At 37.6% G+C, this 23,386-nt stretch carries 19 protein-coding genes; 18 read left to right on the top strand and 1 reads right to left on the bottom strand.

The window, feature by feature from the left end:
* Positions 1–366 precede the first annotated feature (366 nt).
* The 17 genes from PZE06_RS09475 (at position 367) to yugI (ending at position 20,365) form a co-directional block, all read left to right on the top strand.
* The gene (locus PZE06_RS09475; protein WP_150915447.1) at positions 367–1,440 is read left to right on the top strand and encodes a glycosyltransferase; all 1,074 of its coding nucleotides are present in this window, start codon (positions 367–369) and stop codon (positions 1,438–1,440) included.
* Positions 1,433–2,788: an O-antigen ligase family protein gene (locus PZE06_RS09480; RefSeq protein WP_150915448.1), complete on the top strand. Its 1,356-nt coding sequence runs from the start codon at positions 1,433–1,435 to the stop codon at positions 2,786–2,788. Before PZE06_RS09475 ends, PZE06_RS09480 begins: the two co-directional genes overlap by 8 nt.
* A 30-nt stretch (positions 2,789–2,818) precedes the next feature.
* On the top strand, positions 2,819–3,811 hold the full coding sequence (locus PZE06_RS09485; protein WP_150915449.1) for a glycosyltransferase family 2 protein: 993 nt from the start codon (positions 2,819–2,821) through the stop codon (positions 3,809–3,811).
* A complete protein-coding gene (locus tag PZE06_RS09490; RefSeq protein WP_150915450.1) occupies positions 3,808–5,298 on the top strand; it encodes a lipopolysaccharide biosynthesis protein in 1,491 nt (496 codons plus the stop codon). The genes PZE06_RS09485 and PZE06_RS09490 overlap by 4 nt, the downstream gene beginning before the upstream one ends.
* Before the next feature lie 2 nt (positions 5,299–5,300).
* On the top strand, positions 5,301–5,798 hold the full coding sequence (locus PZE06_RS09495; protein ID WP_150915451.1) for a GNAT family N-acetyltransferase: 498 nt from the start codon (positions 5,301–5,303) through the stop codon (positions 5,796–5,798).
* Between the two features lie 35 nt (positions 5,799–5,833).
* Positions 5,834–6,739 carry a glucose-1-phosphate thymidylyltransferase RfbA gene (gene rfbA / locus PZE06_RS09500; protein WP_150915452.1) on the top strand — a complete coding sequence of 302 codons (906 nt, stop codon included), beginning with the start codon at positions 5,834–5,836 and terminating at the stop codon, positions 6,737–6,739.
* Entirely contained in the window at positions 6,705–7,796 is a 1,092-nt protein-coding gene (locus tag PZE06_RS09505) for a DegT/DnrJ/EryC1/StrS family aminotransferase (protein WP_150915453.1), read from the top strand. Before rfbA ends, PZE06_RS09505 begins: the two co-directional genes overlap by 35 nt.
* A 220-nt stretch (positions 7,797–8,016) precedes the next feature.
* A complete protein-coding gene (gene rfbB, locus PZE06_RS09510; protein WP_150915454.1) occupies positions 8,017–9,066 on the top strand; it encodes a dTDP-glucose 4,6-dehydratase in 1,050 nt (349 codons plus the stop codon).
* Positions 9,063–10,106 carry a lipid II:glycine glycyltransferase FemX gene (locus tag PZE06_RS09515; protein WP_191963205.1) on the top strand — a complete coding sequence of 348 codons (1,044 nt, stop codon included), beginning with the start codon at positions 9,063–9,065 and terminating at the stop codon, positions 10,104–10,106. The genes rfbB and PZE06_RS09515 overlap by 4 nt, the downstream gene beginning before the upstream one ends.
* A gap of 159 nt (positions 10,107–10,265) precedes the next feature.
* Positions 10,266–11,192, top strand: a complete 927-nt coding sequence (locus tag PZE06_RS09520) for a beta-1,6-N-acetylglucosaminyltransferase (protein ID WP_150915456.1) — start codon at positions 10,266–10,268, stop codon at positions 11,190–11,192.
* Positions 11,193–11,203: 11 nt separating this feature from the next.
* The gene (locus PZE06_RS09525) at positions 11,204–12,502 is read left to right on the top strand and encodes a type III PLP-dependent enzyme domain-containing protein (RefSeq protein ID WP_225310659.1); all 1,299 of its coding nucleotides are present in this window, start codon (positions 11,204–11,206) and stop codon (positions 12,500–12,502) included.
* A gap of 20 nt (positions 12,503–12,522) precedes the next feature.
* Positions 12,523–14,247, top strand: coding sequence for a M28 family peptidase (locus PZE06_RS09530; protein WP_150915457.1), 1,725 nt, complete (start codon positions 12,523–12,525; stop codon positions 14,245–14,247).
* A gap of 13 nt (positions 14,248–14,260) precedes the next feature.
* Complete coding sequence (locus PZE06_RS09535) at positions 14,261–15,214, top strand: ATP-grasp domain-containing protein (protein WP_150915458.1); 954 nt, start codon at positions 14,261–14,263, stop codon at positions 15,212–15,214.
* Between the two features lie 111 nt (positions 15,215–15,325).
* Complete coding sequence (locus PZE06_RS09540; protein ID WP_150915459.1) at positions 15,326–16,381, top strand: acyltransferase family protein; 1,056 nt, start codon at positions 15,326–15,328, stop codon at positions 16,379–16,381.
* A gap of 293 nt (positions 16,382–16,674) precedes the next feature.
* Positions 16,675–17,610 (top strand): metallophosphoesterase, encoded by a 936-nt coding sequence (locus PZE06_RS09545; protein WP_150915460.1) that lies wholly within the window; start codon positions 16,675–16,677, stop codon positions 17,608–17,610.
* Between the two features lie 324 nt (positions 17,611–17,934).
* Entirely contained in the window at positions 17,935–19,419 is a 1,485-nt protein-coding gene (locus PZE06_RS09550; protein WP_150915461.1) for a methyl-accepting chemotaxis protein, read from the top strand.
* A gap of 556 nt (positions 19,420–19,975) precedes the next feature.
* Entirely contained in the window at positions 19,976–20,365 is a 390-nt protein-coding gene (gene yugI, locus PZE06_RS09555) for a S1 domain-containing post-transcriptional regulator GSP13 (RefSeq protein ID WP_150915462.1), read from the top strand.
* A gap of 127 nt (positions 20,366–20,492) precedes the next feature.
* Here yugI and PZE06_RS09560 read toward each other — a convergent pair whose 3' ends face one another.
* The gene (locus PZE06_RS09560; protein ID WP_150915463.1) at positions 20,493–21,869 is read right to left on the bottom strand and encodes a sigma-54 interaction domain-containing protein; all 1,377 of its coding nucleotides are present in this window, start codon (positions 21,867–21,869) and stop codon (positions 20,493–20,495) included.
* Positions 21,870–22,069: 200 nt separating this feature from the next.
* Here PZE06_RS09560 and PZE06_RS09565 point away from each other — a divergent pair, with 200 nt between their 5' ends.
* Entirely contained in the window at positions 22,070–23,269 is a 1,200-nt protein-coding gene (locus PZE06_RS09565; protein ID WP_150915464.1) for an ornithine--oxo-acid transaminase, read from the top strand.
* The last annotated feature ends 117 nt before the right edge of the window (positions 23,270–23,386 follow it).

Consider the following 23,386-nt stretch of genomic DNA (forward strand, 5'->3'; position numbering starts at 1 on the left):
TCTGTGAGAAGTAGTTGATAATCAAGCTTTTAAGGGACGACAATGACGGGAAGCTCGTCCACCTGAAGCTTTCGAAAAGGTTTATTTACGGGCGTTTCTACGGGTTTATCGAACATACTCTTCCCCACAAGAAGCGATTGAATTGTTCTTGATAGTTTATAAAAGTTAATAAATATAGGTTATAAGTTGAGGGGACAACAACTTGTTACTTCCTATTTTAGGAATTTTGATGTCGTGTGGTAACCTCATCAAACCATAAAATTCAGGGTGGCCTTTTTTTGCTTACAAAGCCCTCTAACTAGGTCATTTATAATCTATTTCTTATAAAAGTTCTGACAATAGGTATGAAGAGGGGGGAGATTATAGATGAAAAAAAGAAAAGTAGCTATAGTAGTGCCATCATTCGTTGTTGGTGGTGCGGAGAAGATGGTATATCAGCTTGCGGCGGCATTAGATCGAAAAGAGTTTGTGCTTAAGCTAATTTCATTAAGTCCACCACAGTGCACGTCTTTTGAAGAAGAACTGCAGAAACAAGGGCTTGATATCACATTTTTAAATAATTGTGGCAAATTGAGTTTAAAGACGGTTGCTTTAGTTTGGAGGGAGCTGAGTAAGTTTAAGGCGGATATTGTTCATACCCATTTACATGCTTTCCTTTATGTATTTCCCTGGGTTTGTACCCATGCAACGTCCATGCTCCATACGATTCACAGTACACCGAAAGTTGAGTTCTCCTCCAGGCTCATTTTTTTGATGGAGCGTCTTTATAAGTTGAAAAAAGCCATTCCGGTCGCCATTTCGAGCACAATTAGGAAGGAGGCATCTGAGCTATACAAGCTTCCTTTAGATGAGGTCGAACTAGTTTATAATCCTGTTCAACTTGTAAAACATCGAGAAACGAGCTTTAGCAACGAAGCAATTACCTATATTAATGTAGCAAGATTAGAACCTATTAAAAATCATAAGCTTCTGCTTCAGGCCTTTTCCGTCATAAATAAAGAGTTGCCGCAAGCGTCTTTGATTTTGGTTGGAGATGGGAAGGAGAAAAAGACGTTAGAAGCGTATGCTGATGAATTAGGAATTAGAAATAAGGTCGTATTTACTGGAAATGTTTCTAATGTGGAGGATTATTTGGCCCGTTCAGATATTTTTGTGCTTACTTCTATTTATGAAGGTTTGCCTTTAGCAATTTTAGAAGCGATGGCAAGTGGTCTTCCGATTATCGCAACGAATGTTGGCGGGATTGCAGACGTGATAAAGGGCAATGGTTTATTAGTAGAAAGCGGGGATTTGCTAGCCTTAAGTGATGGGATGTTAGAACTGGCGAGAGATAAGGAGAAAAGGGTGCAAATGTCGAAATGTGCAAAGGAAAACGTCAAAGCTTATGATGTGGCGATTGTGGCACAGAAGTACGGGGAGTTATACAAGAAATATGGATAATGTCATGGCTGTTAATAGAGAGGATACCTTCGAGCAGAGGCATTGGGCGAATATCATCGGGAAAGAAAACAAATTTTTTGTTTTCTTTGCTAGCTTGATTTTTTTGGCAGTGCTTCTCCGCGATTATTTTGATGTACCCATTCATAAATATGTGCTTTTACTGATTGTGGTAGTTGCTTTCATTTATTTGAGCGAGAGCTTTCTTATTGCCTACTTTGCTTTTCTTATTCCGTTCTTGCCAGGCTTGCCAGGAAATTATATTGTAGCGGCTGCTATTTTCTTTCTTATTTTGAAGCAAGGAAAAATGGTGCTTAATGGGTATATGTTCGCTGCCTATGCCTTTCTTCTTTTGCAACTTATTCATCTTTTTTTGTTTCAATCTTCTATTGGCGGCTTTGTCAAATTCAGTCTTTACATTATTTTAATAGTACTCGTTTTATTGAAAAAAGAAAAAAATGAGCGCCCAGCGCTCGTATTATTATCTTTTGGAATTGGCGTTATCGCAGCCTTTACGATCATTCTTTTAAATACATTGAAATATATGCCATTAAGCTTGCTGATTAAAAATGGCATCAGATTGGGGAATATTGCAACAGTGAATGCACAGTTCGATGTTACGGATATTACGTTAACGTTAGATCAAAATACACTCGGCTATTTCTGTGCAATTGCTCTTTCCCTTTTTCTCGTCTTATTGTTCTCAAAAAAATTATCGCCCCCTTGGGCAGTTGTATGTATTGTCATTACCTTTATTTATGGGAGCTTAACTCTTTCCAGAACGTTTATTGTCATTAGCATCGGTGTGATTGCCTATTATTTTTTAATGAATTTGCGGATTAGCAAAAATTCTATTTTAGCCTCAACTTCTCTTGCTGCTTCAATCATGTCCATTTTCATCGTTATTCAAATGTTTTTTCCGACAACGTTTCAGTTTATTATGAAACGTTTTCAGGAGGCAGATCTTACAAATGGTCGGGCAGAGATTTGGAATCAATATCAAGAATTTATGCTGGCAAAATTAGATCGCCTTATTTTTGGTATCGGCATTCAGGAGATGCATGTAAAGGCTGGATTCTTTCATGTGCCACATAACGGATTTCAACAAATATTTGTTGCGGGAGGAATTGTCGGATTCCTCTTATTTATGATCTTTTTATTCGGACTTTATCGTTGTAATAAGGCCCGTTTTAAGGATGGAAATCAGAGGATTTATTTATTGCCGATTATTACTTTGTTTGTTTACATTCAAGCATTACAATTCCTTTCTCCACATATTATGATGCTCCCGCTAATCGTTGTTTTTTGCGCACTGCGAATACCCGCTGGAGCCAATTTAAAAAGGTATTAAAGGAAAATTATTACTAGAAGGAGATTGAAAATGAGTGTGCTCGTAAGTATTAATTGCATTACCTATAACCATGAAGCATATATTCGCCATGCAATAGAAGGCTTTCTGATGCAAAGGACGGAATTCGCATATGAAATTTTGATTGGAGAAGACTGTAGCACCGACAGAACGCGTGAGATTGTTGAAGGGTATAGAAAACAGTTTCCTGACAAGATTCGGATCATTACATCTCAAAATAATGTTGGTCCAAGTGAAAATAGCTTGAGATTGCTTGAGGCTTCGCAAGGAAAGTATATCGCTCTTTGCGAGGGGGATGATTATTGGACAGATCCGTATAAATTACAGAAACAAGTCGACTATATGGAAAATCATTCGGACTGCACCCTCTGTTTTCATGGGGCTAAAATTTTTGATGAAGGAAAGCAAAAAATGATTTCAGACATTAAACCGTACGCTAATAGTAGGATTAGTCCAGTGGAAGATATTATTTTTGGAGGAGGTGGATTCTGCCCGACTGCTTCATTGTTGTTTCGTAAACAGTCTGTGGAGCAACTGCCACTGTTTTTTCAAAAAGCTCATGTAGGCGATTACCCGCTCCAAATGTATTTAGCAAGTCAAGGCTATGCCTATTATATGGACGAAATGATGGCGGTATACCGCTATGGTGCTGAAATGTCTTGGAACTATCAATTAAATTCCGGGGAGGATCGGCTTGAGAAAGCAATCCAATTAAAGGAAGCTGATAATCGTCTATTAGAGGAATTTCATCGCTTTACAAATGGACGCTATCTGATGGCGATTGAAAGTACAAAGAGGAAAAACGAGTTTGCTATTTTACTGCTTCAAAATCGAATTGGGGAGCTGAAAAAACAGCCATACCGAACTTTTTACAAAGAGTTAACCGTGCGTCATCGTATGAAATTGAGAGTGCGCTACCACTTGCCAAAGGTCTATCGGTGGATATTAGAGATGAAAAAGCATTTGAAGAAACTGGCGATCGTACGTCTAGGTGTGAATAGATGAGAGAGTATCAACAAGTAAAAGAAAGAACGATAAGCGGATTAATTTGGAGCTTTATTGATTTATTAGTAAGTCAAGGGATTCAATTTATCGTCCTGCTTATTCTTGCTAGAATTTTAGCACCGGAGCATTTTGGTTTAATTGGAATGGTGGCGATCGTGATCGCGGTCTCTAATTCGATTATTGATAGTGGTTTCTCTCAAGCACTTATTCGTGAGAAAGAAGTGGCAAGAGCAGAATACTCTACGATTTTTTATTTCAATATTTTGATGTCGAGTTTGCTCTATACAGCTTTATATGTAGCAGCCCCTTATATTAGTGCTTTTTTTAATGAATCACAGTTAATGATCATGATTCGTTTCTTGTCTTTCGGAATCGTAATCAATTCCTTTGCGATTATTCCGAGAGTCCTGCTTATTAAAAAGCTACAGTTTCGAACGCAATCGCTCATTACAATGATTTCTTCGACTTTAGCTGGAATCATTTCTGTCTATTTAGCGGCAATGGGTTATGGAGTATGGAGTTTAGTTGTGCAAGCACTGATGACCCAAGCTTTACAAACTATTATCCTTTGGACTGTTACGAAATGGATGCCTGCACGGGCATTTGAAAGGGCCTTTTTTCGAAGATTATTTCGTTTTGGTTCCAAGCTTTTGCTCTCAGGACTAATTGACACTTTCTATCAAAATATTTATTCACTTTTGATCGGAAGGCTTTATCCAGCAGCTATGCTCGGATATTATACGAATGCAGCGAAATTGACCGATGTCATCGCTAATTCGACAACCGCTGCACTTCAGAGAGTTACATATCCTGTATTGAGCGGCTTTCAAGATGATACGCTGCAACTGCGGAATATGTATGAAAGATTGATCAGGCTTGCAGCATATATCATGTTTCCATTAATGATCGGACTTCTGACAGTGGCTGATTCGTTCATTCCCTTGCTGCTCGGGGAACAATGGATTCATTCGATTGGTTATTTTAAACTATTATGCTTAGCGGCGATGATTTACCCGTTGCATGCTTTAAATTTGAATATTCTTCAGGTGAAGGGAAGGGCAGATTTGTTTTTAAAGCTTGAGATTATAAAGAAATCATTGTTGACGCTACTTATTGGGGCGTCTTTATTGTTTTCTTTAGGGATTTACGGTTTGATAACAGCGGCAGTTTTATGCTCCTATCTTTCTTTGTTTATAAATACTTACTACTCCGCTAGGGAGATATCCTATTCTGTTCAAGAACAGCTGAAAGATTTAATACCTTCGTTTTTTCTAGCGTTGTTGATGGGAGGCTTCGTATTATTGGTTGGAATGTTACTGCCAGAGCTATATTTCATCCGCATCCTTGTTCAAGGATTAAGTGGAGTTATTTTCTACTTTACTATGAGCAGGATCTTAAAGCTATTTGAATTTGAGATTTTATATTCGGAACTGATGAGAATTTTTAATGGTCGCAAGGAAAAATTAATGAAGGCAAAAGGAGCATAGCTATGAATTATGTTACAGTGCAAAAATACCAGCAGCAATTTCAAACACAAGGCTATCATTTTGAACTACTTCCGTTAACGGAGGAAAATATCGGACGAATAAGTCGCATTTTCGAGGCTTTAAATTCTGAGTTTCTCTTTCCTGTTGAAGATAAAGAAGCGTTGATAACGTACGCCAATAAGCTGCTAAAAAACGGTTATAATTTTATCTTATCAACCGGGGAGGAGGATATCGCGATTACCTCTATTTATGCGAATGATTATCGAACAAAAATAGCATTCTGCAACAGCTTTGGAATCGTTCCTGCTTATCGGGGCAATCGGATTGTTGTCAAGTTAGTCGAATTTAGTTTGGCTTTTGCGAAGGAGGTTGGGATGGAAAAGTATCGAGCAGAGATAAATAAAAAAAATTCAAGATGGCTCCAGTTTTTATTGGGCTATCAATTTCAAATTGAAAAGGAGACAGACAATCATTCGTACTTAATTATTAAAGATTTGTAGTTTTCTTTAAAAATTGATAAATGGAGGCTGATGGAATGAGAGGCATCATCTTAGCAGGGGGGCGAGGAACTCGATTGTACCCGATTACACAAGCCATTTCGAAACAATTATTACCGATTTACGATAAACCGATGATTTATTATCCTCTATCAGTTCTTATGCTAGCGGGAATTCGAGAAATTTTAATTATTACTACGCCGAAGGATCTTCCATCCTTTCAGCAATTGCTCGGGGACGGTTCACAATGGGGCATTGAGCTTGAATATGCAATACAGAAGCATCCACGCGGTTTAGCGGATGCTTTTATTATTGGGGAAAAATTTATCGGAGATGAAAACGTCGCTCTGATTCTAGGAGATAACATTTTCTACGGTCAAGGATTCACCCCGATTTTAACAATCGCAGCAAATTTAAAAGAAGGGGCGATCATTTTTGGCTATCAAGTAAAGGACCCGAAACGCTTTGGCGTAGTTGAGGTAGATGCTGATCATAACGCAATTTCCATAGAGGAAAAACCGAAGCAGCCAAAGTCTAATTATGCCGTAACAGGGCTCTATTTTTATGATAATGAAGTGGTGAAGATCGCAAAGGAGGTAAAGCCTTCTCCGCGTGGGGAACTAGAAATAACGGATATTAATCAAGAATATTTACGAAGAAAGCAATTGAAGGTCGGATTATTAGGACGCGGTTTTGCCTGGCTTGACACAGGCACGTTTGAGAGTTTCTTAGATGCCAGTCACTTCGTAGAAACGATAGAAAAACGACAAGGATACAAAATTGCTTGTTTAGAAGAAATTAGTCTTCGCAATAAGTGGATTTCAGAAGAAGAGGTGTTGACAAGTGCTTTAAATTATAAGAACGAATACGGAGCTTATCTTCATGACTTAGTATTTAGGAGGGATACAAATGATACCGGTCTCACAACCATTTCTACCTCCTAAAGAAGAATATGATCAGTATATTTCACAGCTTTGGGATACGAAATGGCTTACGAATCATGGGAGATATGTCCAGCAGCTTGAAAGTGAATTAAAGAAGTACTGTCAGTGCTCTTCCCTTTTTTATGTAAGCAATGGTACATCAGCATTGCAGCTTGCCATTAAAGGGTTGGGAATAAAGAATGAGGTGATTACTACACCCTTTTCATTTGTGGCGACGACGACATCGCTTCTTTGGGAGAACTGTACCCCTATTTTTGTTGACATTGATCCAATGACATTTTGCATCGACGCAGAGAAAATCGAGGCGGCGATAACGGATAGAACAGAGGCTATTTTGGCAACCCATGTTTTCGGTATACCTTGTGATGTTGAAAGAATTGAAGAAATTGCAAGGAAGCATAATCTATTAGTAATTTACGATGCTGCACATGCATTCGGCGTGCAATACAAAGGCCGCTCATTGCTCACATATGGTGATTTATCGACGATTAGCTTTCATGCAACAAAGCTCTTCCATACGGTTGAAGGTGGAGCAATTATGAACAATACGGAAAATAGCGAGCTCGATCAGACGATCCAATTAATGAGAAACTTTGGTTTTGTTGAGGAGAATTACGCAATGATCGGGATTAATGGGAAAAATTCAGAGTTTCACGCGGCCATGGGTCTATGTAACTTGAAATATGTTGATTCGTTGATTGAAAAGAGAAAAGAGCTATCTGAAGCTTATCGCAAACTTCTTGGAGCCATGCGAGAAACGCCCAAAATAATGACTTTGACAAAATATAATTATGCCTACTATCCAGTTCTGTTTGAAACGGAGGGGCTGTTATTGCAAGTGCAAAAAAGTTTATATGAAAATCAGATCGCCTCAAGGAGGTATTTTTATCCATCACTCAATACGTTGCCTTATGTGACGAGTGCTCACAATTGTCCGGTTTCTGAGGATATTTCCAGAAGAATTCTTTGTTTACCGTTGTATAGCGAGCTCGCTTTAGAGGAGGTTGAACGGATTGCTGCCATTGTAAAAGTAGGGCAAAAAGCAGTCATCGTATAGATGCAGTAAAAGCAATTCAAAAGGGTTGCCCGGTTGAGAAAGTGTTTTTAACAAGGAGTTATAATGTGGCGATTTGTGAAGGGGCATGATTCACATTTTCAAATGCTGTTTTGCATATCCTTTTTTAAAGTCGAGGTTCTTTACCGAAAGCTTGACTGATAGTAAAAAAAGATGTGTCCAAAGCTTGTAAGCTTCATAAATAAAGAGGTGGAAAGATCGGATGAATTTATTGGTTACGGGAGGAGCTGGTTTTATCGGCTCTAATTTTATTTCCTATATGCTGTCAAACGTTAAGGAAGAACTTCATATTGTAAACTTGGATAAATTAACGTATGCCGGAAATCTTCGTAATGTGGAAACGGTGGAGAATGACCCCCGTTACTCCTTTGTTCACGGAGACATTTGTGATGAAAATCTTGTCGCAATGATTTTTGAGAATTATAAAATTGACGGAGTGATCCACTTTGCCGCAGAATCTCATGTGGATAATTCTATCGAAAATCCAAGGCCTTTTTTGCAAAGTAATATTATGGGTACTTTTACGCTATTAGAAGCGGCGCGAAATTATTGGATGGATGGAATCGGTGTCTATAAAAAAGAATTTGCACATGCAAGATTCCATCATATTTCGACAGATGAGGTGTATGGAAGTCTTGGAAAAACAGGCTATTTTACAGAAGAAACAAAGTATGCACCGAATAGCCCGTATTCAGCTAGCAAGGCTTCTGCTGATATGCTCGTCCGCAGTTATTTTGAGACCTTTGGCTTGAATGTGGTCACGACTAATTGCTCGAACAATTTTGGGCCAAGACAGCATGATGAGAAGCTTATTCCGACGATTATCCGCAGAGCGCTTGCACTAAAACCGATTCCCATTTACGGAAATGGAGAAAATGTACGGGATTGGCTTTTTGTTACTGAGCATTGTCGGGCAATAGAAAAGGTTTTTGTAAAGGGCAAAGCTGGAGAAACGTATGTAATTGGTGGTCATAATGAAAGGAAAAATATAGAGATTGCAACGATGATTTGTGAAGTTCTTGATCAAGTTATGCCCGATCTGCTCAAAAGTTGCCATCTTGCGAGTTATAAAGAGTTAATCCAGTATGTGAACGATCGTCCAGGTCACGATTTTCGCTATGCGATTGATGACCGTAAACTTTGCGCAGAACTTGGCTTTGTTCACAAATATTCTTTGCAAGAGGGAATGGAACAGACTGTTTCTTACTACTTAAAAAAATATGCGGACGGGTTGAAAGGAGCATGGACATGAGCACTAATTTTCCCCTTCTTGAAGAGCTTCATTTGCTTAGCGGAGCAGATGATTGGAGTCCATTTTTAGCACGGTTCTCGAACCTTGATGTTTATTATACAAAAGAGTATATAGAGTTATTCGCAGTCATTCAAGATGGCACACCGAATGCGATTTATTTTGAAAATGAAGATGGAAAGGTTTTTTATCCATTTATAAAAAGAGGCATTGATGGTACCGGAGAATTATATTTTGATCTGATTACGCCATACGGTTACGGTGGTCCGTTAGTTGAAGGGGATCCAACGATTATTCGCGCGTTTTATTCATTATTTACCGAGTATTGTCTTAAACAAAATATTGTTTCTGAAACAGTCGCACTCCATCCGCTCTTAAAAAATCATGAATATATAAAAGAGGTTATGAGGACGGATTATGTGCGGAAAACAACGGCTGTTGATTTGTCCCTTTCGCTGGAGGAAATAAGAAGTCAATATTCAAAGAATGCGAAAAGAAATATTCGGAAGGCTGTTAAAAACGAGGTGACGATTTCAATTGCGAACAGCAAGGAGGAAATCGATCAATTTATAAATATGTATTATGAAACGATGGATCGCAATAAAGCATCAAAGTTTTATTACTTCGATCGCACCTACTTTCATAAGCAATTAATGGACACAGATTTGAGCAAGTCAGTGCTTTTGTTAGCATGGAGTCATTCAGAGATAATCGCTGGAGTGCTGCTGTTAATAGGTAATCAATTTGCCCATTATCATCTCGGTGCATCGAGAACAGAATTCTTGTCTTTACGACCAAACCATCTCTTATTTGATGCGATGATTGAATACGCGAAATGGTGCCATTCTAGGTTTCTCCATTTAGGAGGTGGGTATTTAGATGAGGACGAACTGTATCGTTTTAAAGCCTCATTTACGAACAAAGCCTCTTTTGATTATTACCTTGGCAAACATATTATTGATGAACAGAAATATGGCGAGTTAATAAAGCTAGCAAACAAGTCTAGTGAAGAAAGGTACTTTCCAGCATATAGAATGGGGTAAAACGATTGAAATGTTCTTTATAAAGAACTATAATGTATACAAATAAGAATAAACCTTGTTTTTTCTGAGAAATGTTCAGTATAAATAACGAGAGTGTAGATAGATAAAGTCATCAGTGAATGAAACGTAAAGCTATTTTCTTAAAAAGGAGTCTTGAAATTGAAGGGAACGGCAAAGACCGCTTTTATGTTGCTTGTGCATAATCATCCTGAACAGTTGAACAAATTTTTAGTGCAGCTAGTCGAAGAGGAGGCAGCGGATGTATTTATTCATATTGATGCGAAAAGTGATGCAAGCATAGGGGAAAGAATCATTCGGCATCCTCAGATTATGATTTTAAAAGAAAGAGTGGCTGTAAGCTGGGGTGACATTAGTCAGGTTGACGCTACGCTTCTTTTATTAGAAGCGGTTTGTAATTCGGATGCTCACTATGATTTTGTTTGCTTAAGAAGCGGGCAGGACTTATTAGTGAGAAATGGTTTTAAACAATTTTTAGCAGAAAATAGAAATGCACTCTTTTTAGCGTATCGGCCGCTAAAAGAGAAAGATTTCGGGATGGTAAAAATCCAATGGCCAAAAATCGTCCGAAATCGTTACGCTAATTATCATCCTTTACGCCTATTGCGCCGATTATTGCTTTGGCTTTACAAACGAGGCATTCATATTGTGCCAAACAGAAGGTATTTCCCTGAGCATTTCACGCTCTATAAGGGGTCGCAATGGTTCACAATCCCGTTTGATGCAGCTGTTTTTATTGTTGATTTTCTGAATAAGAATCGCTGGTACTATCCTTTTTTTGAACATTCATTAGTACCAGATGAGAGTTTTTTTCATACGCTTCTTTTAAATTCCTCTTACAAAGAAAAGGTCATTAATACTAATTTCTATTTTTTAAAATGGGGGGAATCGCTGAAAGAAAGAAATTCACCGCAATGTTTGCATATTGAAGACAAAGCTTTAATTGAAAGCTCTAATATGTTTTTTGCGCGGAAGTTTAATGAGGATATCGACAAAGAGATTGTGGAGTATTTTAAAGCCCGAGTGAAACTAGAGCGGGCAAATGAATTGGCTGCACACAAATATTGAGGAGGCCTGTTTTGAAAAACTCAATACAAGATCGCAATGTAGAAATAAATTTGATGGAAAAGAATATGAATTATGAAATCGTTCAGTCGTTAGCAAAGAGCTGTGGAGGGGCTTTTTTTCTACTTGATCTCGACCAGTTGGAGAAAAACTATCATAAAATGAATCAAGCATTTAAAAAGCATTATGACAATTTTATTGTTGCTTATTCGTATAAAACCAATTATTTGCCTGCTTTATGTACAAAGTTAATTTCATTAGGTGCTTATTCCGAGGTTGTTTCACGATTGGAATATGACCTTGCTCTCCGATTAGGCGAGAACGGTAAGCATATTATTTTCAACGGACCGATAAAGAGTAAAGAAGATATCTATTTTGCTCTGCAGCAAGAAAGCATTATTAATTTAGATTCATTTTATGAAATAGACTACGTGAAACAATATGCCTCTGAAAATCCGTCGCGTCCAATATCACTTGGTATAAGGGTGAATTTTGCTTTAATCGAGGATGGCGAGAGTATTTTACAGGATGGTTATGATGTTAGTAGATTTGGGTTTTCAGTAGAAAATGGAGATTTAGAACGGGCGATTTACGAATTGAAAAAAATAGCGCAGGTAAAAGTAATTGGCTTACATGGGCATTTTTCTACAAAAACGCGCTCTCTGTCTTCTTATCGTTACAAAACAGAAAGACTATGCCAGCTTGCAAAAAAATACATTAATGAAACACTGCAGTTTATTGATATTGGCGGAGGGATTTATGGGGAACTGCCAAAGAGCTTTAAAAGGACCGTTCCTTCCTTCGATGATTATGCTGCGGCGATTGGGACAGTAATGAGAAAAGAATTTGCTGGGGAGAGCAATAAGCCCGCATTAATATTGGAGCCGGGTGTTTCGATGGTTGCGAATACGATGAGCTTCGCCTGCCAAGTAATCGAACATAAGCGTGTGCAGGGGACTAGTTTTATCCTTGTTGATGGAAGTGCCTACAATATTAAACCTACTATGCATAAAAGTAATCTTCCTTTTAAAATTGTTGCAAAAAATCATAACGCAAAGCTTGAGCATTTATATCATATCGTTGGCTACACATGCATGGAAAGAGACTATTTAGCGCATAACGTACAAGGAACTCTTCCACAGCAAGGAGACTATCTCATTTTTGAACAGGTAGGAGCGTATACGCTCGTGTTGAATCCATTGTTTATTAAAGAGCGTCCTGCTGTAGTAGCAAGGGAAAAGGGACATGCTTTTCTTATAAGAAAAAAAGAGACGCTTGCAGATGCCTTCAATGAAAATATTTATCGTTTTTAAATTGAGGAAAGAGGGAAAGCATGAAAGAAGAATTAAGAAGAACAGTCCCTATTAGCGAAAGAAAATATCTTCTTGCAAATGTTCTCTATATTTTTGCGATCTTAGTGACATGCTCCATTGCTATTTATCTCGGTTTTCTCCAGTTTCGTGGACCGGAGGTGAAGCCGCTTCAAGCTAACGCAGAGCAATTTTCGGCAGAGCGGGCCTTGCAATATTTGGAGAACTTTGCAATCAGCCCACATCCTGTTGGCTCACCTGAACATGAAAGAGTTAGAGATTATTTAGTGAACGCTTTGGAGGAGCTAGGGCTCTCTCCGGAAATTCAGACAGCTGCAGACTCGCTTTTTTCATGGGGTGAACCTTTTAATGGCATCGTTGAGAATATTTTAGCAAGAATACCGGGACATAATTCCTCACAAGCGATTATGCTAACTGCCCATTATGATTCGGAACATAATAGCCCTGGTGCCGCTGATGATGGAGCAGCTGTGGCGGCTATATTGGAAACGGTTCGGATATTGCAGGAAGGAGAACCATTAAAAAATGATGTTATTATTCTCCTTTCTGATGGGGAAGAATTGGGGTTACTGGGTGCTCAAGCGTTTGTTAACGAGCATCCGTGGGTGCACGATATAGGAATTGTCCTAAACTTTGAGGCGAGAGGAAGTGAAGGGCCTTCAGTTTTATTTGAAACGAATGATCATAATGAAAGATTAATAGAAGAGTTTGCGAAAGGGAGCTCCCATCCGATCGCTCATTCTTTTATTGCCGATTTATATAGAATGTTGCCGAATGAAACAGACTTGACATTATATAAATCACATGGAATGTATGGGCTGAATTTTGCCTTTTTCGAAGGAATATACGGTTATCATTCTCCCGAGGATTCTATTGAAAATTTAAGTATTAAAAGTCTTCAACATCATGGTGAAAATATGCTCGACTTAGTTCATCATTTTGGAAACATGGAACTGGAGGCAAAAGAAGATGGATCAAGCCTATTTTTTAATCTGTTTGCCAAAAAGGTCGTCTTTTACGGGAAGCAGTACGTCATTCCATTCATGATTGCAGCTATTTTTCTCTTTATTTTAACTTGTGTCCATGGGATCAGAAAACGAGAGATGGCCACAGCAAGAATCCTGTTTGGTTTTCTTTTCTGTGTCGTAAGTGTGGCTATATCTTATTTTGCAGCAGAAGGGTTATTAAAGCTTTTTTCAGCGTTGACCGGTTACGATCTATGGTCAATCGGGGCTTATCCCAAATTGAGCAATCCTTTATTTATCTCAATTCTATTCATGATTGCTGCCCTTCTAACTGGTGCTTATTCTTTCATACTAGGAGCAGTAAAAGGGCTTAATTTTTTCATGGGGTCGTTATTAGGATGGTTAATTTTAATCGTTGCAAGCAGTTTCCTTTATCAAGATTCTAGCTATATCTTTGTTTGGCCGTATTTATTTGCTCTGATTGGAGTCAATGTTTTTTTAAGGATAAAGAATAGCATAATGGAGAAAGTGGTTCCTTTAACGATCATTATTTTTTCATTCTTGTTTATCACACCGATTATGTATTTGGTTTATGTGCTGCTAACTATCCATTATATAGGAGCTCTTGCTGCTGCTTTTGCATTATGTCTGGTGTTCATAATCCCAGCGCTCAGCCAAATAAGAAGACGCTATTTATCAATATTCCCAGCGATTTTACTGCTGTCGGGAGTATTGCCATTATTATTAGTGTGGAGTCACTAAAAAGGAGAAAGATATGAATATATTAATATGCAGTGTCGGACGTCGTGTTAAATTGATTGAATATTTCAAAAGGGAGTTAAATGAAATCAATGGTAAGGTTGTTGCCGTTGATTGTGATCCAAACGCACCAGCGTTGTACTTTGCTGATCAATTCGAAATTGTTCCTCGAATTGATCAGCATGATTATGTTCAAGAAATTAAGGCGTTATGCAAGAAGTATGAGATTTCGGCTGTTCTATCGCTGATCGATCCAGAGCTTTCATTGTTGGCTCGTTACAAGGAGAATTTTAAAGAAGACGGTGTTGCGGTGATTGTTTCAGACGAGCCAATAATAGAAATTTGTTTTGATAAATATTTGACATCGAAGTTTTTGCAAGAGCATGGGTTTCCCCATATTCCTACCTATACAAATATAGAGGAAGTGAAAAGCGCTTTAGGGAATGGAATGCTGCATTTTCCTTTAATCATTAAACCGAGGAATGGCAGTGCAAGTATGGGGATACAGTGTGTCTCCACGATTGCGCAGCTTCAATCCTTTTATGACCACGATGTTGTGATCCAGCCTTTTATGAAAGGGGAAGAATTTGGGATCGATTGCTATATAGATTTGATTACAAAAGAAGCAACGAATATTTTTATGAAGAAAAAAATAAAAATGAGGGCTGGTGAGACAGACAAATCAGTTGCTGTCAAAGATTCAAGGCTTAGGGAGCTAATGACGGCATTATTGGAAGTTTTGCAGCCAGTCGGACCAATTGATATTGATTGCTTTTATACGGAGCAGGGATATGTGATTTCTGAAATCAATCCAAGATTCGGTGGAGGCTATCTCCATGCTCATGAAATGGGGCAAAACTTTGTCAAAAATTTAATCACCAACTTGCAAAATATCGCCAATGTCCGTGATGAAGGAAATTATCAAGAAGGAAAAACACTTATAAAATATGACCAATATCTCGTTTTGTAATCTTGATCGTTCTTATACCGCTATCGGTTTTTGAAAAATCTCCTAAAGTGGTATGGAGCAATCGCAATATAAGATAAAAATTAAATTTCCAGATGGAAAGAGGACGTTGTAATGAGGAAACATTTGAATTTAATTCAATTTTCAAGAGCCTTGGTTCCATTTTTTGTCATTCTATTGCATGCTAAAGCTTTTCTAACTACTTACTTCCATTACGATTTTTTGCATCTATCTAATGTTGATCGTTCAGGAGGAGTGTACTATTTCTTCGCCCTCTCAGGCTTTATGGTGTATTACTTGTATCATCAAAGCTTTGGTGATCCTTCAAAATTAAAGGAGTATTTATACCACAGATTTATTCGCATCTATCCCCTGTATTGGATGATCACGTTCATGATTTTACCTATTTATTTCATCTTTCCTAATTTTGGCTCTGGAAATGAGCGAGAAATAGGGCATATACTTTCTTCCTTGCTTCTCTTTCCTGATGGGGGACAACCGATATTAGGTGTGGCGTGGTCGTTGGTTCATACGGTCTTTTTTTACTTAATCATTAGTTTGCTCTTTTTTAAAAACAAATGGCTTTCCTTGTTTCTTCCCGTCCTATGGGCAATGCTATCTTTGTTTTTTAGTTTACATATATTGTCCAGTACAAATTATTTTATAAATTATCTGTTCAATTTTTATAATCTCATTTTTTTGCTTGGACTCTTATGCGCCTTTGTTATTTTAAGAGTTAAAATTAGTGTGAAGATTTCAACGGTTATGGTGATTATTGGACTTGCTGGCTTTCCTTTAGCATGGATCAATGAACAAAATCGTTTTATTCCTATTGATTTGCAATATACTACGACAATTGCATCTGTTCTTCTTATTCTTGGGTTCTCTTCGCTTGATTTACAAAAAGAAATCCGTATTCCAAGGCTAGCTAAGTTATTGGGTGATGCTTCATTTTCGATTTATTTAACCCATTTCACCTCCATGTCTGCCATAAGTATTTTCTTTCGCACTACTTCATCACTGGCTATTCCTAACATCATATTAGCTATTTTGCTTATTACAGCTTCAATGATATGTGGTTTATTCGTATATGCTTTTGTAGAAAAACCATTGTATCGAAGACTGAGAAAAAGAACAAAGCGCATGGAAATTGCCGTCGTGCAAAACTAGTTATAAAGTTATTGTTGATCATGCTATTTTTTGCTCATTTTCGCTCTGACTCGATGAAACGAGGGAGAAAACAAGCTTTCTCCTAGTGTTTCATCGAGTCAGAGTCATCTTTCAGCTATGCTGAAAGACGTGAGAAATCAAGATTTCTCACGAAATGAGCCAAAAATCAAAAGAATCATATAGCATAGCCTTCGTTTTAAAATGCTGTTGATATTAGATGAAAAACAGATTTTGCAGTTACCGACAAAAAGTTTAATGGTTGTCGAGATGTAACAAAGGAGCATCTGTATTTTATGAGAATTTTGCTCAGTAAAAAATTATGGATCATGACGATCATCTTGATGATCATGTGCGGATATATTATTTGGGAAAATAATCGGATTGTTATTGTAGAGAAGTCCATTCCTATTCGAGAGCTTCCTGAAGACTTGGAAGGCTTCACGATTGTGCAAATAACTGATTTACATGAAAAAGTCTTTGGAAAAGAACAGGGTAAGCTAATAAATATGATCAATTCCATCAACTATGATGCAATTGTGTTTACTGGAGATATGCTTGTTTCACCAGAAAGCAACAATTATGCTCCGTTTTATACTTTGATTGAAGGAATAAGAAAGAAGGATATTGCCTATTTCGTACCAGGAAATACAGATCCACAAAGTTATATCATTGGAGAGAAGGAAGTGTATGAAAGAGATCGTTTTATTAAGGGAATGGAAGCGCGCGGCCTAAAATTGTTAGACACAGTTGAAAAAGTGAAAGTCGGCTCTTCCAACATATACTTTACCTATTTTGAAAATTCCATCGCATTATTAGAACAGAGTGAACAGGATAAAAAGCTTGAGCCTTTTATTGAGAAGTTGCTCATGTTAGAGCAGTCTTTCGAATCAGAAGTGCTCATCGCCTTAAATCATTACCCCGTCCCTGATGAAAGGATCGATCTTTTAAATGAGGAGGGACGTTTGTGGCCATATGATTTATTGATAGCTGGTCATTATCATGGAGGGCAGATTCGCTTGCCGTTAATCGGTGCCTTGTTTATCCCCGAGCCTTATTATTTGTGGGACGGTTTTTTTCCTCCTCAGAATCGGGTCAAGGGCTTGTGGGACTATAATGGAATTCAGCAATATGTTAGCACCGGATTGGGGAGTAGTGATGCCATTTCGTTTTTAAATTTCCGATTTTACAATCCACCGGAAATAAATGTGCTCACATTATATAAAGAATAATAAGCCGCCGTGATGATAGGTCTTATTACGGTCTAGGCTGAGCTTTGGCTTTATTACATGCAAAATTCTAGTTTCACACGAAATGAGCCAAAGGATAAAAGAGTGAAAAAAGGGTTAACGTTAATTCTCAATATCCTCTTACATTTTTGAAAGTTAACACTGACAAAAAAAGATACTCTTGATTATTAAGATTTTTACTATTATAACGAGGTGAATATCGAATATGTCGTATAGGATGGAAAAATAGTAGATGAAATGTGTTAAACTTATCCAATAATTTTCCGAAAATAACTATATACATCATGAAAGAAGTGAGGGAATTAAATGGATAAAGTGCAGCAAATGTTAATTAGAGAAAATAGAAATAAAAATTTACTTATGTTTATCGCGTTTTCAATTTCCCTTACAATGGGTCTTTTAAAGTCAATTGTTGCAAATCAATTTGACACGGGTATTATTTTCGCAGTTGAACTACTTCTTTTTGTGGGTGCTTATTTGATTTGCAGAAAGATAAGTAAAATTACATCTTTTTTCCCTTATATAAGTGTTATTATGGTCAGTTTATTTAACGGGATAGGTTTGTACTTTACTGGCGGTGGCTTAAATATCATTATCATCTCCTTCTTTTTAACTATCTTTGCATCGATTCATTTTAATAAAAAGGTCTTCTCAATAGGTTTTGTTTCTGGGTTGATTTTACTCCTTTTAACTGCTTATGTCGGGATAAATGATATCGAAGTCATTAAAGCGAATCTAGCGACTATTTTATTAGTCTATTTATTATCTGGATTAATGCTGAGCGTGTTGATTCATTTAAATGGAACGCAAGAGAAAAAAGTTAGGAATCTTATTCTTGAATCTGAAGAACAAGCGGAAGAGCAGAAAAGACAAAAACAGCAAATTCAAGATACGATGAATAAAATATTAAAGGAAGTTGCTACCTCGAATGAGCGAATTAATAACAATTTAATTGCGCAAAGTGAAATGAAAGCAAGCTTGAACGAGATTTCAATTGGCAGCCAGCAGCAGACAGCAGAAATTAACAGCATTTCCGGCAATGCGGGAGAAACATATCAAGTGGTGCTTAATTTACAACAGCTCATGGAGGAGTTATCTTCCGAGGCGAATAAAACGGAAGAAATTACGACTTTAGGTGAAGAGAAGGTAACATCTTTTAACAAGGATGCAATAGAGGTCCATTCATTCATTAATGATTTAAATAAGACGTTAAAAGACCTTACAGTCAATATTACTGAGACTAACTCTTATTCTGATGAAATTAAGCAAATCTCCGAACAAACAAATCTGCTTGCATTGAACGCATCTATAGAGGCGGCACGAGCTGGAGAAGCTGGAAAGGGATTCTCCGTAGTCGCAGAGGAAATTCGAAAGCTTGCTGAATCAACCAAACAAACAGCAGAGAATATAACTGTCAATTTACAAAAGGTTAATACCGACAATCAAGCTTCTATTAAGAAAATGGAGTTTAGTGAACAAAAGTTCAATCAAATCCTTGGTTCCTCTGAAGAGATTGTAAAATATTTTAAACAATTAAAGGCTGTATTTGAGAAATTAAAGGTTAACCTAGATTCATCTAAAAACATGACTAATGCTATTGTCACGAAGAGCCAAATTGTAGAAAGGTCGACAGCGGACTTGGCTGCAATTCTAGAAGAAACGAGTGCAAGCTTGGAAGAAATGACTGTATCTGTTGAAAATGTGACGAGTGATAATGAGAAAGTCGCTCTAGCAATGAAAAACACAACAGAGAACGCCAAAGGTTTATTAAGAAATAACGGCTCTCTTTAAAAGGTGAAAAATGAGGTTGGCGTAAAACCATTATTGAATAGTATGGTCATCAATTAGAGTGATTCATGAGAGCGCAGCTTTTTAGTAATAAGTTCTGTTTTTTACTTCTGACTCGATGAGAGTAAGTTCGTCGAGTCAGAAGTATCTTGAGCTGAAACATGATTTCTCATTACCCCTTAAAAAATCCTCCTTAAAACTCATCATCATGCCTCGTTTTTAAACGCATATGAAAAAAGAGAGATAGGTAAAATATGAGCGTATTTCCAATAGCTTTTTCATTAAACTCTGTAAGTGTTCGTTTTTCAACGACTTAGACACATTGTGAAATCGAACCACTTATGATATAATTTTATATTGCGTATAAAGTGATGCCAATCTTAGGAAGTTAATCATCATTTATATAAGAAGGACAAACAGAATATGTGGACGGAAAGTTTGTCTCGTTTATGATTACTAAGGTTGGTTGTACTCTAAGGCAATTTCCCTAAAATTATAGGGTTATCGCCTATAGAGTGTGGTAAAGTATAAAAATATATCATAACTTAGGAGTGTTTACATGACTGAAAAGATTGAAGTAGGAAGTGTTGTTACAGGAAAGGTAACGGGAATCCAACCGTACGGAGCGTTTGTTGCAATTGATGAAAATACACAAGGACTAGTTCATATATCTGAAGTTACTCACGGTTTTGTTAAAGATATTAACGAGCATTTAAAAGTAGGAGATGAAGTTTCTGTAAAAGTGCTCTCTATTGATGAAGAAGCAGGCAAGATCGGGTTATCCATCCGTGCTACTCAAGAGGCTCCAGCTCAAACAGAAGCACCGAAGGAGAAAAAAGCACCTCGTCGTCGCCAAGCAGCTGCAGCATTCAAACAAGAGGAAGCACCGCAAGGCTTCAATACTCTTAAAGATAAACTTCAAGAGTGGATCGAACAATCTCAACGCTAAATTTAATTTGTATAATGGAACTGACTGAAAAGTCTAAGTTCGATTCAAAAAAGCAAATGAAGATGAATAACCATTCATCATCATTTGCTTTTTTGTTATTAATGTTTTAATCGGAGTAATCTGCTTGTTAACTCCCGTTTTTTATTTTTCGCAATCTGTATTGGAGATTTTGTCTACTCATTCCCAGTGCTTTAGCCGTTTGAGAAATATTCCCATTATGTTGCGCTAATGCCCTTAGTAAAAAAGAACGTTCGGCATCGTGTAAAAATTGTTCGAGGGTGATTCCTTCCTGTAATGTGTTTAAGTCTGCTGAATAGGTGACAGCGTCCTTTCTAAAGGGAGGTTTGTAACGAATATGATTTGGGAGATGGGAAACTGTGAGCATCTCCTCCTCATGCACAAGATTCATGGCTCCTTCAATGAGATGCTCAAGTTCACGAACATTTCCTGGCCAATCATATGCAAGAAAGTGTTCTAATAATGCTTTATCAACCCCAGTGATATTCATCCCAAACAAATGATTATATTTTTGGATGAAGAATTGTACAAGTTCTGGAATATCGCCTTTTCTTTCCCGCAGGGGGGGAATAAATAAGGACACAACACTAAGGCGATAAAATAAATCCTTTCTCATTCGGCCATTTGTGATGGCATCAATCGGATCCTCGTTAATGGTGGCAATAATTCGAACATCAACCGGTCGATCTTTTGTATCACCGATTCTTCTGACTTTTTTCTCTTGAATCACTCTTAATAGCTTTGCCTGTAAAGAGAGATCAAGGGAATTAATTTCATCTAATAATAAGGTGCCACCTTCCGCTTGTTCAAACAGTCCAGGTCGTTCAACAGCACCTGTAAATGCGCCCTTTTTCGTACCGAATAATATAGCTTCCATTAAGGTCTCTGGGATCGCAGCGCAATTTTGTGTAATCAGTGGGCGTGATGCCCGAATGCTGCCTTGATGGATACTTTGAGCAAAAAGCTCCTTCCCGGTTCCAGTTTCGCCGATGATAAGGATAGTAGAATTTGTTCTTGTTGCTCTTTTACTGGACTCAATTACATCGTTGAATGCTTTATCAGAACCAATTAAGCTTTCAAAGGTAATTTTTGCTTCTCCTTTATTGAAAATATGATCCTGCAGTAACTTTTCAATTTTCGTTACATCCTTTGCAATTTCCATGGCACCAATTAAAGTCTCGCCCTTCATAATCGGATATGAATTATTAATGGTTGTGATTTCCTGTCCTTTATTATTAAAATAAGATTGTCTAATATTGGTAATTTTTTTCTTGTGTTGTAACACTTTTAGCAAAGTGCTTTCTCCGTTTTGATGGAAAGAGAAGACTTCTTGAAGCCGTTTCTCGATTACATCTTCAATATTCATCCCTTCAATTTCACTCATTTTCTTATTGTATATAATTGTTTTACCGTTTGAATCAATCACATGTACCCCTATATCGATTGAGTCAAGAACGGTTTCATATATTTCATAGTTCGGGTCCATCTTTCTTCCTCCCTCCCAGCGATTCTTTTTCTTTATTTTATCTACTGCAAATTAATTTTGCAAAATTGAATTAAAATAGCAAAAAAAATTTGCGTGCAAAAGAACCAAATGGCCTTTATCGTAAGGATAAGATCATGGCATAAAACTTGCATTAGATTAAGATAGTATTTATAAATGATAATAAAAAGGAGTGTTCATTCATGATCGTCGGAGACAAGTCCAAAGCGATAATCGAAAAAACAGATAAATACGGTGCAAATAATTATCATCCCCTTCCAATCGTTGTTTCAAAGGCTGAAGGAGTATGGGTTGAAGATCCTGAGGGGAATAAGTATATGGATATGCTCAGCGCCTATTCTGCTGTTAATCAAGGACATCGCCATCCAGAAATTATTCAAGCATTAAAAGAACAAGCTGATAGGGTCACACTCACTTCTCGTGCCTTTCATAATGATCAGCTTGGACCTTGGTACGAATTGGTGTGTCAGTTAACAAAGAAGGAAATGGCTTTACCGATGAACACGGGGGCAGAAGCGGTAGAAACAGCGGTGAAAGCAGCACGACGTTGGGCTTATGATGTGAAAGGTGTTGCCGAAAATGAAGCAGAGATCATTGCTTGTATCGGCAATTTCCACGGAAGAACCATGACTGCTGTTTCCTTGTCCTCAGAGGATGAATATAAGCGCGGTTTCGGTCCAATGCTTCCGGGAATTAAGCTCATCCCTTACGGAGATTTAGAGGCTTTGAAAAACGCCATTACAAACAATACTGCTGCTTTTCTAATTGAGCCTATACAAGGGGAAGCTGGTATTGTCATTCCGCCAGAAGGCTTTTTGAAAAAGGCATATGAACTATGTAAAGAAAATGATGTTCTGTTTATTGCTGATGAAATTCAAGCTGGACTTGCCCGCTCAGGGAAAATGTTTGCTTGTGAATGGGAAGATGTAGAGCCGGATATGTATATTTTAGGAAAGGCGCTTGGAGGAGGCGTTTTTCCAATCTCGTGTGTCGTAGCCGATAGAGATATTCTTGGTGTCTTCAATCCAGGCTCGCACGGTTCGACATTTGGTGGAAATCCGATGGCTTGTGCTGTCTCCATTGCTTCTTTAAATGTTCTTGTCAAAGAAAACCTGGCCGAAAGATCGTTAAAGCTGGGTGAATATTTTAAAAGTAAGCTAAAGGAAATTGACAATCCAATCATTAAAGAAGTGCGTGGAAGAGGATTGTTTATTGGAGTGGAGCTTCATGAGGAGGCTCGTCCTTATTGTGAGAAATTAAAGGATGAAGGCTTATTATGTAAAGAAACACACGATACTGTCATCCGTTTTGCTCCACCTTTAGTCATTAGTGAGGAAGACTTGGATTGGGCGATTGAACGTATTACGAAAGTGTTAAGTTAAGGAAGTAGAATAAAAACGGGAATATTTGTGAAAAATCCTTGCAAGGAATGCAAGGATTTTTTGCATATCGCTTTTTGTTTGAAATACTTCATCAAACGTCTGTATGTTTGAACATTT

Source organism: Robertmurraya sp. DFI.2.37 (assembly GCF_029211245.1).
GTDB lineage: Bacteria > Bacillota > Bacilli > Bacillales > Cytobacillaceae > Robertmurraya > Robertmurraya methanolica_A.

Excerpts from the sequence above, each read along its gene's own strand:
- rfbA (WP_150915452.1), top strand. The coding sequence starts at position 5,834 with ATGAGAGGCATCATCTTAGCAGGGGGGCGAGGAACTCGATTGTACCCG.
- PZE06_RS09540 (WP_150915459.1), top strand. The coding sequence starts at position 15,326 with ATGAGGAAACATTTGAATTTAATTCAATTTTCAAGAGCCTTGGTTCCA.
- PZE06_RS09475 (WP_150915447.1), top strand. The coding sequence starts at position 367 with ATGAAAAAAAGAAAAGTAGCTATAGTAGTGCCATCATTCGTTGTTGGT.
- PZE06_RS09560 (WP_150915463.1), bottom strand. The coding sequence starts at position 21,869 with ATGGACCCGAACTATGAAATATATGAAACCGTTCTTGACTCAATCGAT.
- PZE06_RS09515 (WP_191963205.1), top strand. The coding sequence starts at position 9,063 with ATGAGCACTAATTTTCCCCTTCTTGAAGAGCTTCATTTGCTTAGCGGA.
- PZE06_RS09480 (WP_150915448.1), top strand. The coding sequence starts at position 1,433 with ATGGATAATGTCATGGCTGTTAATAGAGAGGATACCTTCGAGCAGAGG.
- yugI (WP_150915462.1), top strand. The coding sequence starts at position 19,976 with ATGACTGAAAAGATTGAAGTAGGAAGTGTTGTTACAGGAAAGGTAACG.
- rfbB (WP_150915454.1), top strand. The coding sequence starts at position 8,017 with ATGAATTTATTGGTTACGGGAGGAGCTGGTTTTATCGGCTCTAATTTT.
- PZE06_RS09550 (WP_150915461.1), top strand. The coding sequence starts at position 17,935 with ATGGATAAAGTGCAGCAAATGTTAATTAGAGAAAATAGAAATAAAAAT.
- PZE06_RS09490 (WP_150915450.1), top strand. The coding sequence starts at position 3,808 with ATGAGAGAGTATCAACAAGTAAAAGAAAGAACGATAAGCGGATTAATT.
- PZE06_RS09545 (WP_150915460.1), top strand. The coding sequence starts at position 16,675 with ATGAGAATTTTGCTCAGTAAAAAATTATGGATCATGACGATCATCTTG.
- PZE06_RS09495 (WP_150915451.1), top strand. The coding sequence starts at position 5,301 with ATGAATTATGTTACAGTGCAAAAATACCAGCAGCAATTTCAAACACAA.
- PZE06_RS09530 (WP_150915457.1), top strand. The coding sequence starts at position 12,523 with ATGAAAGAAGAATTAAGAAGAACAGTCCCTATTAGCGAAAGAAAATAT.
- PZE06_RS09505 (WP_150915453.1), top strand. The coding sequence starts at position 6,705 with ATGATACCGGTCTCACAACCATTTCTACCTCCTAAAGAAGAATATGAT.
- PZE06_RS09535 (WP_150915458.1), top strand. The coding sequence starts at position 14,261 with ATGAATATATTAATATGCAGTGTCGGACGTCGTGTTAAATTGATTGAA.
- PZE06_RS09485 (WP_150915449.1), top strand. The coding sequence starts at position 2,819 with ATGAGTGTGCTCGTAAGTATTAATTGCATTACCTATAACCATGAAGCA.
- PZE06_RS09565 (WP_150915464.1), top strand. The coding sequence starts at position 22,070 with ATGATCGTCGGAGACAAGTCCAAAGCGATAATCGAAAAAACAGATAAA.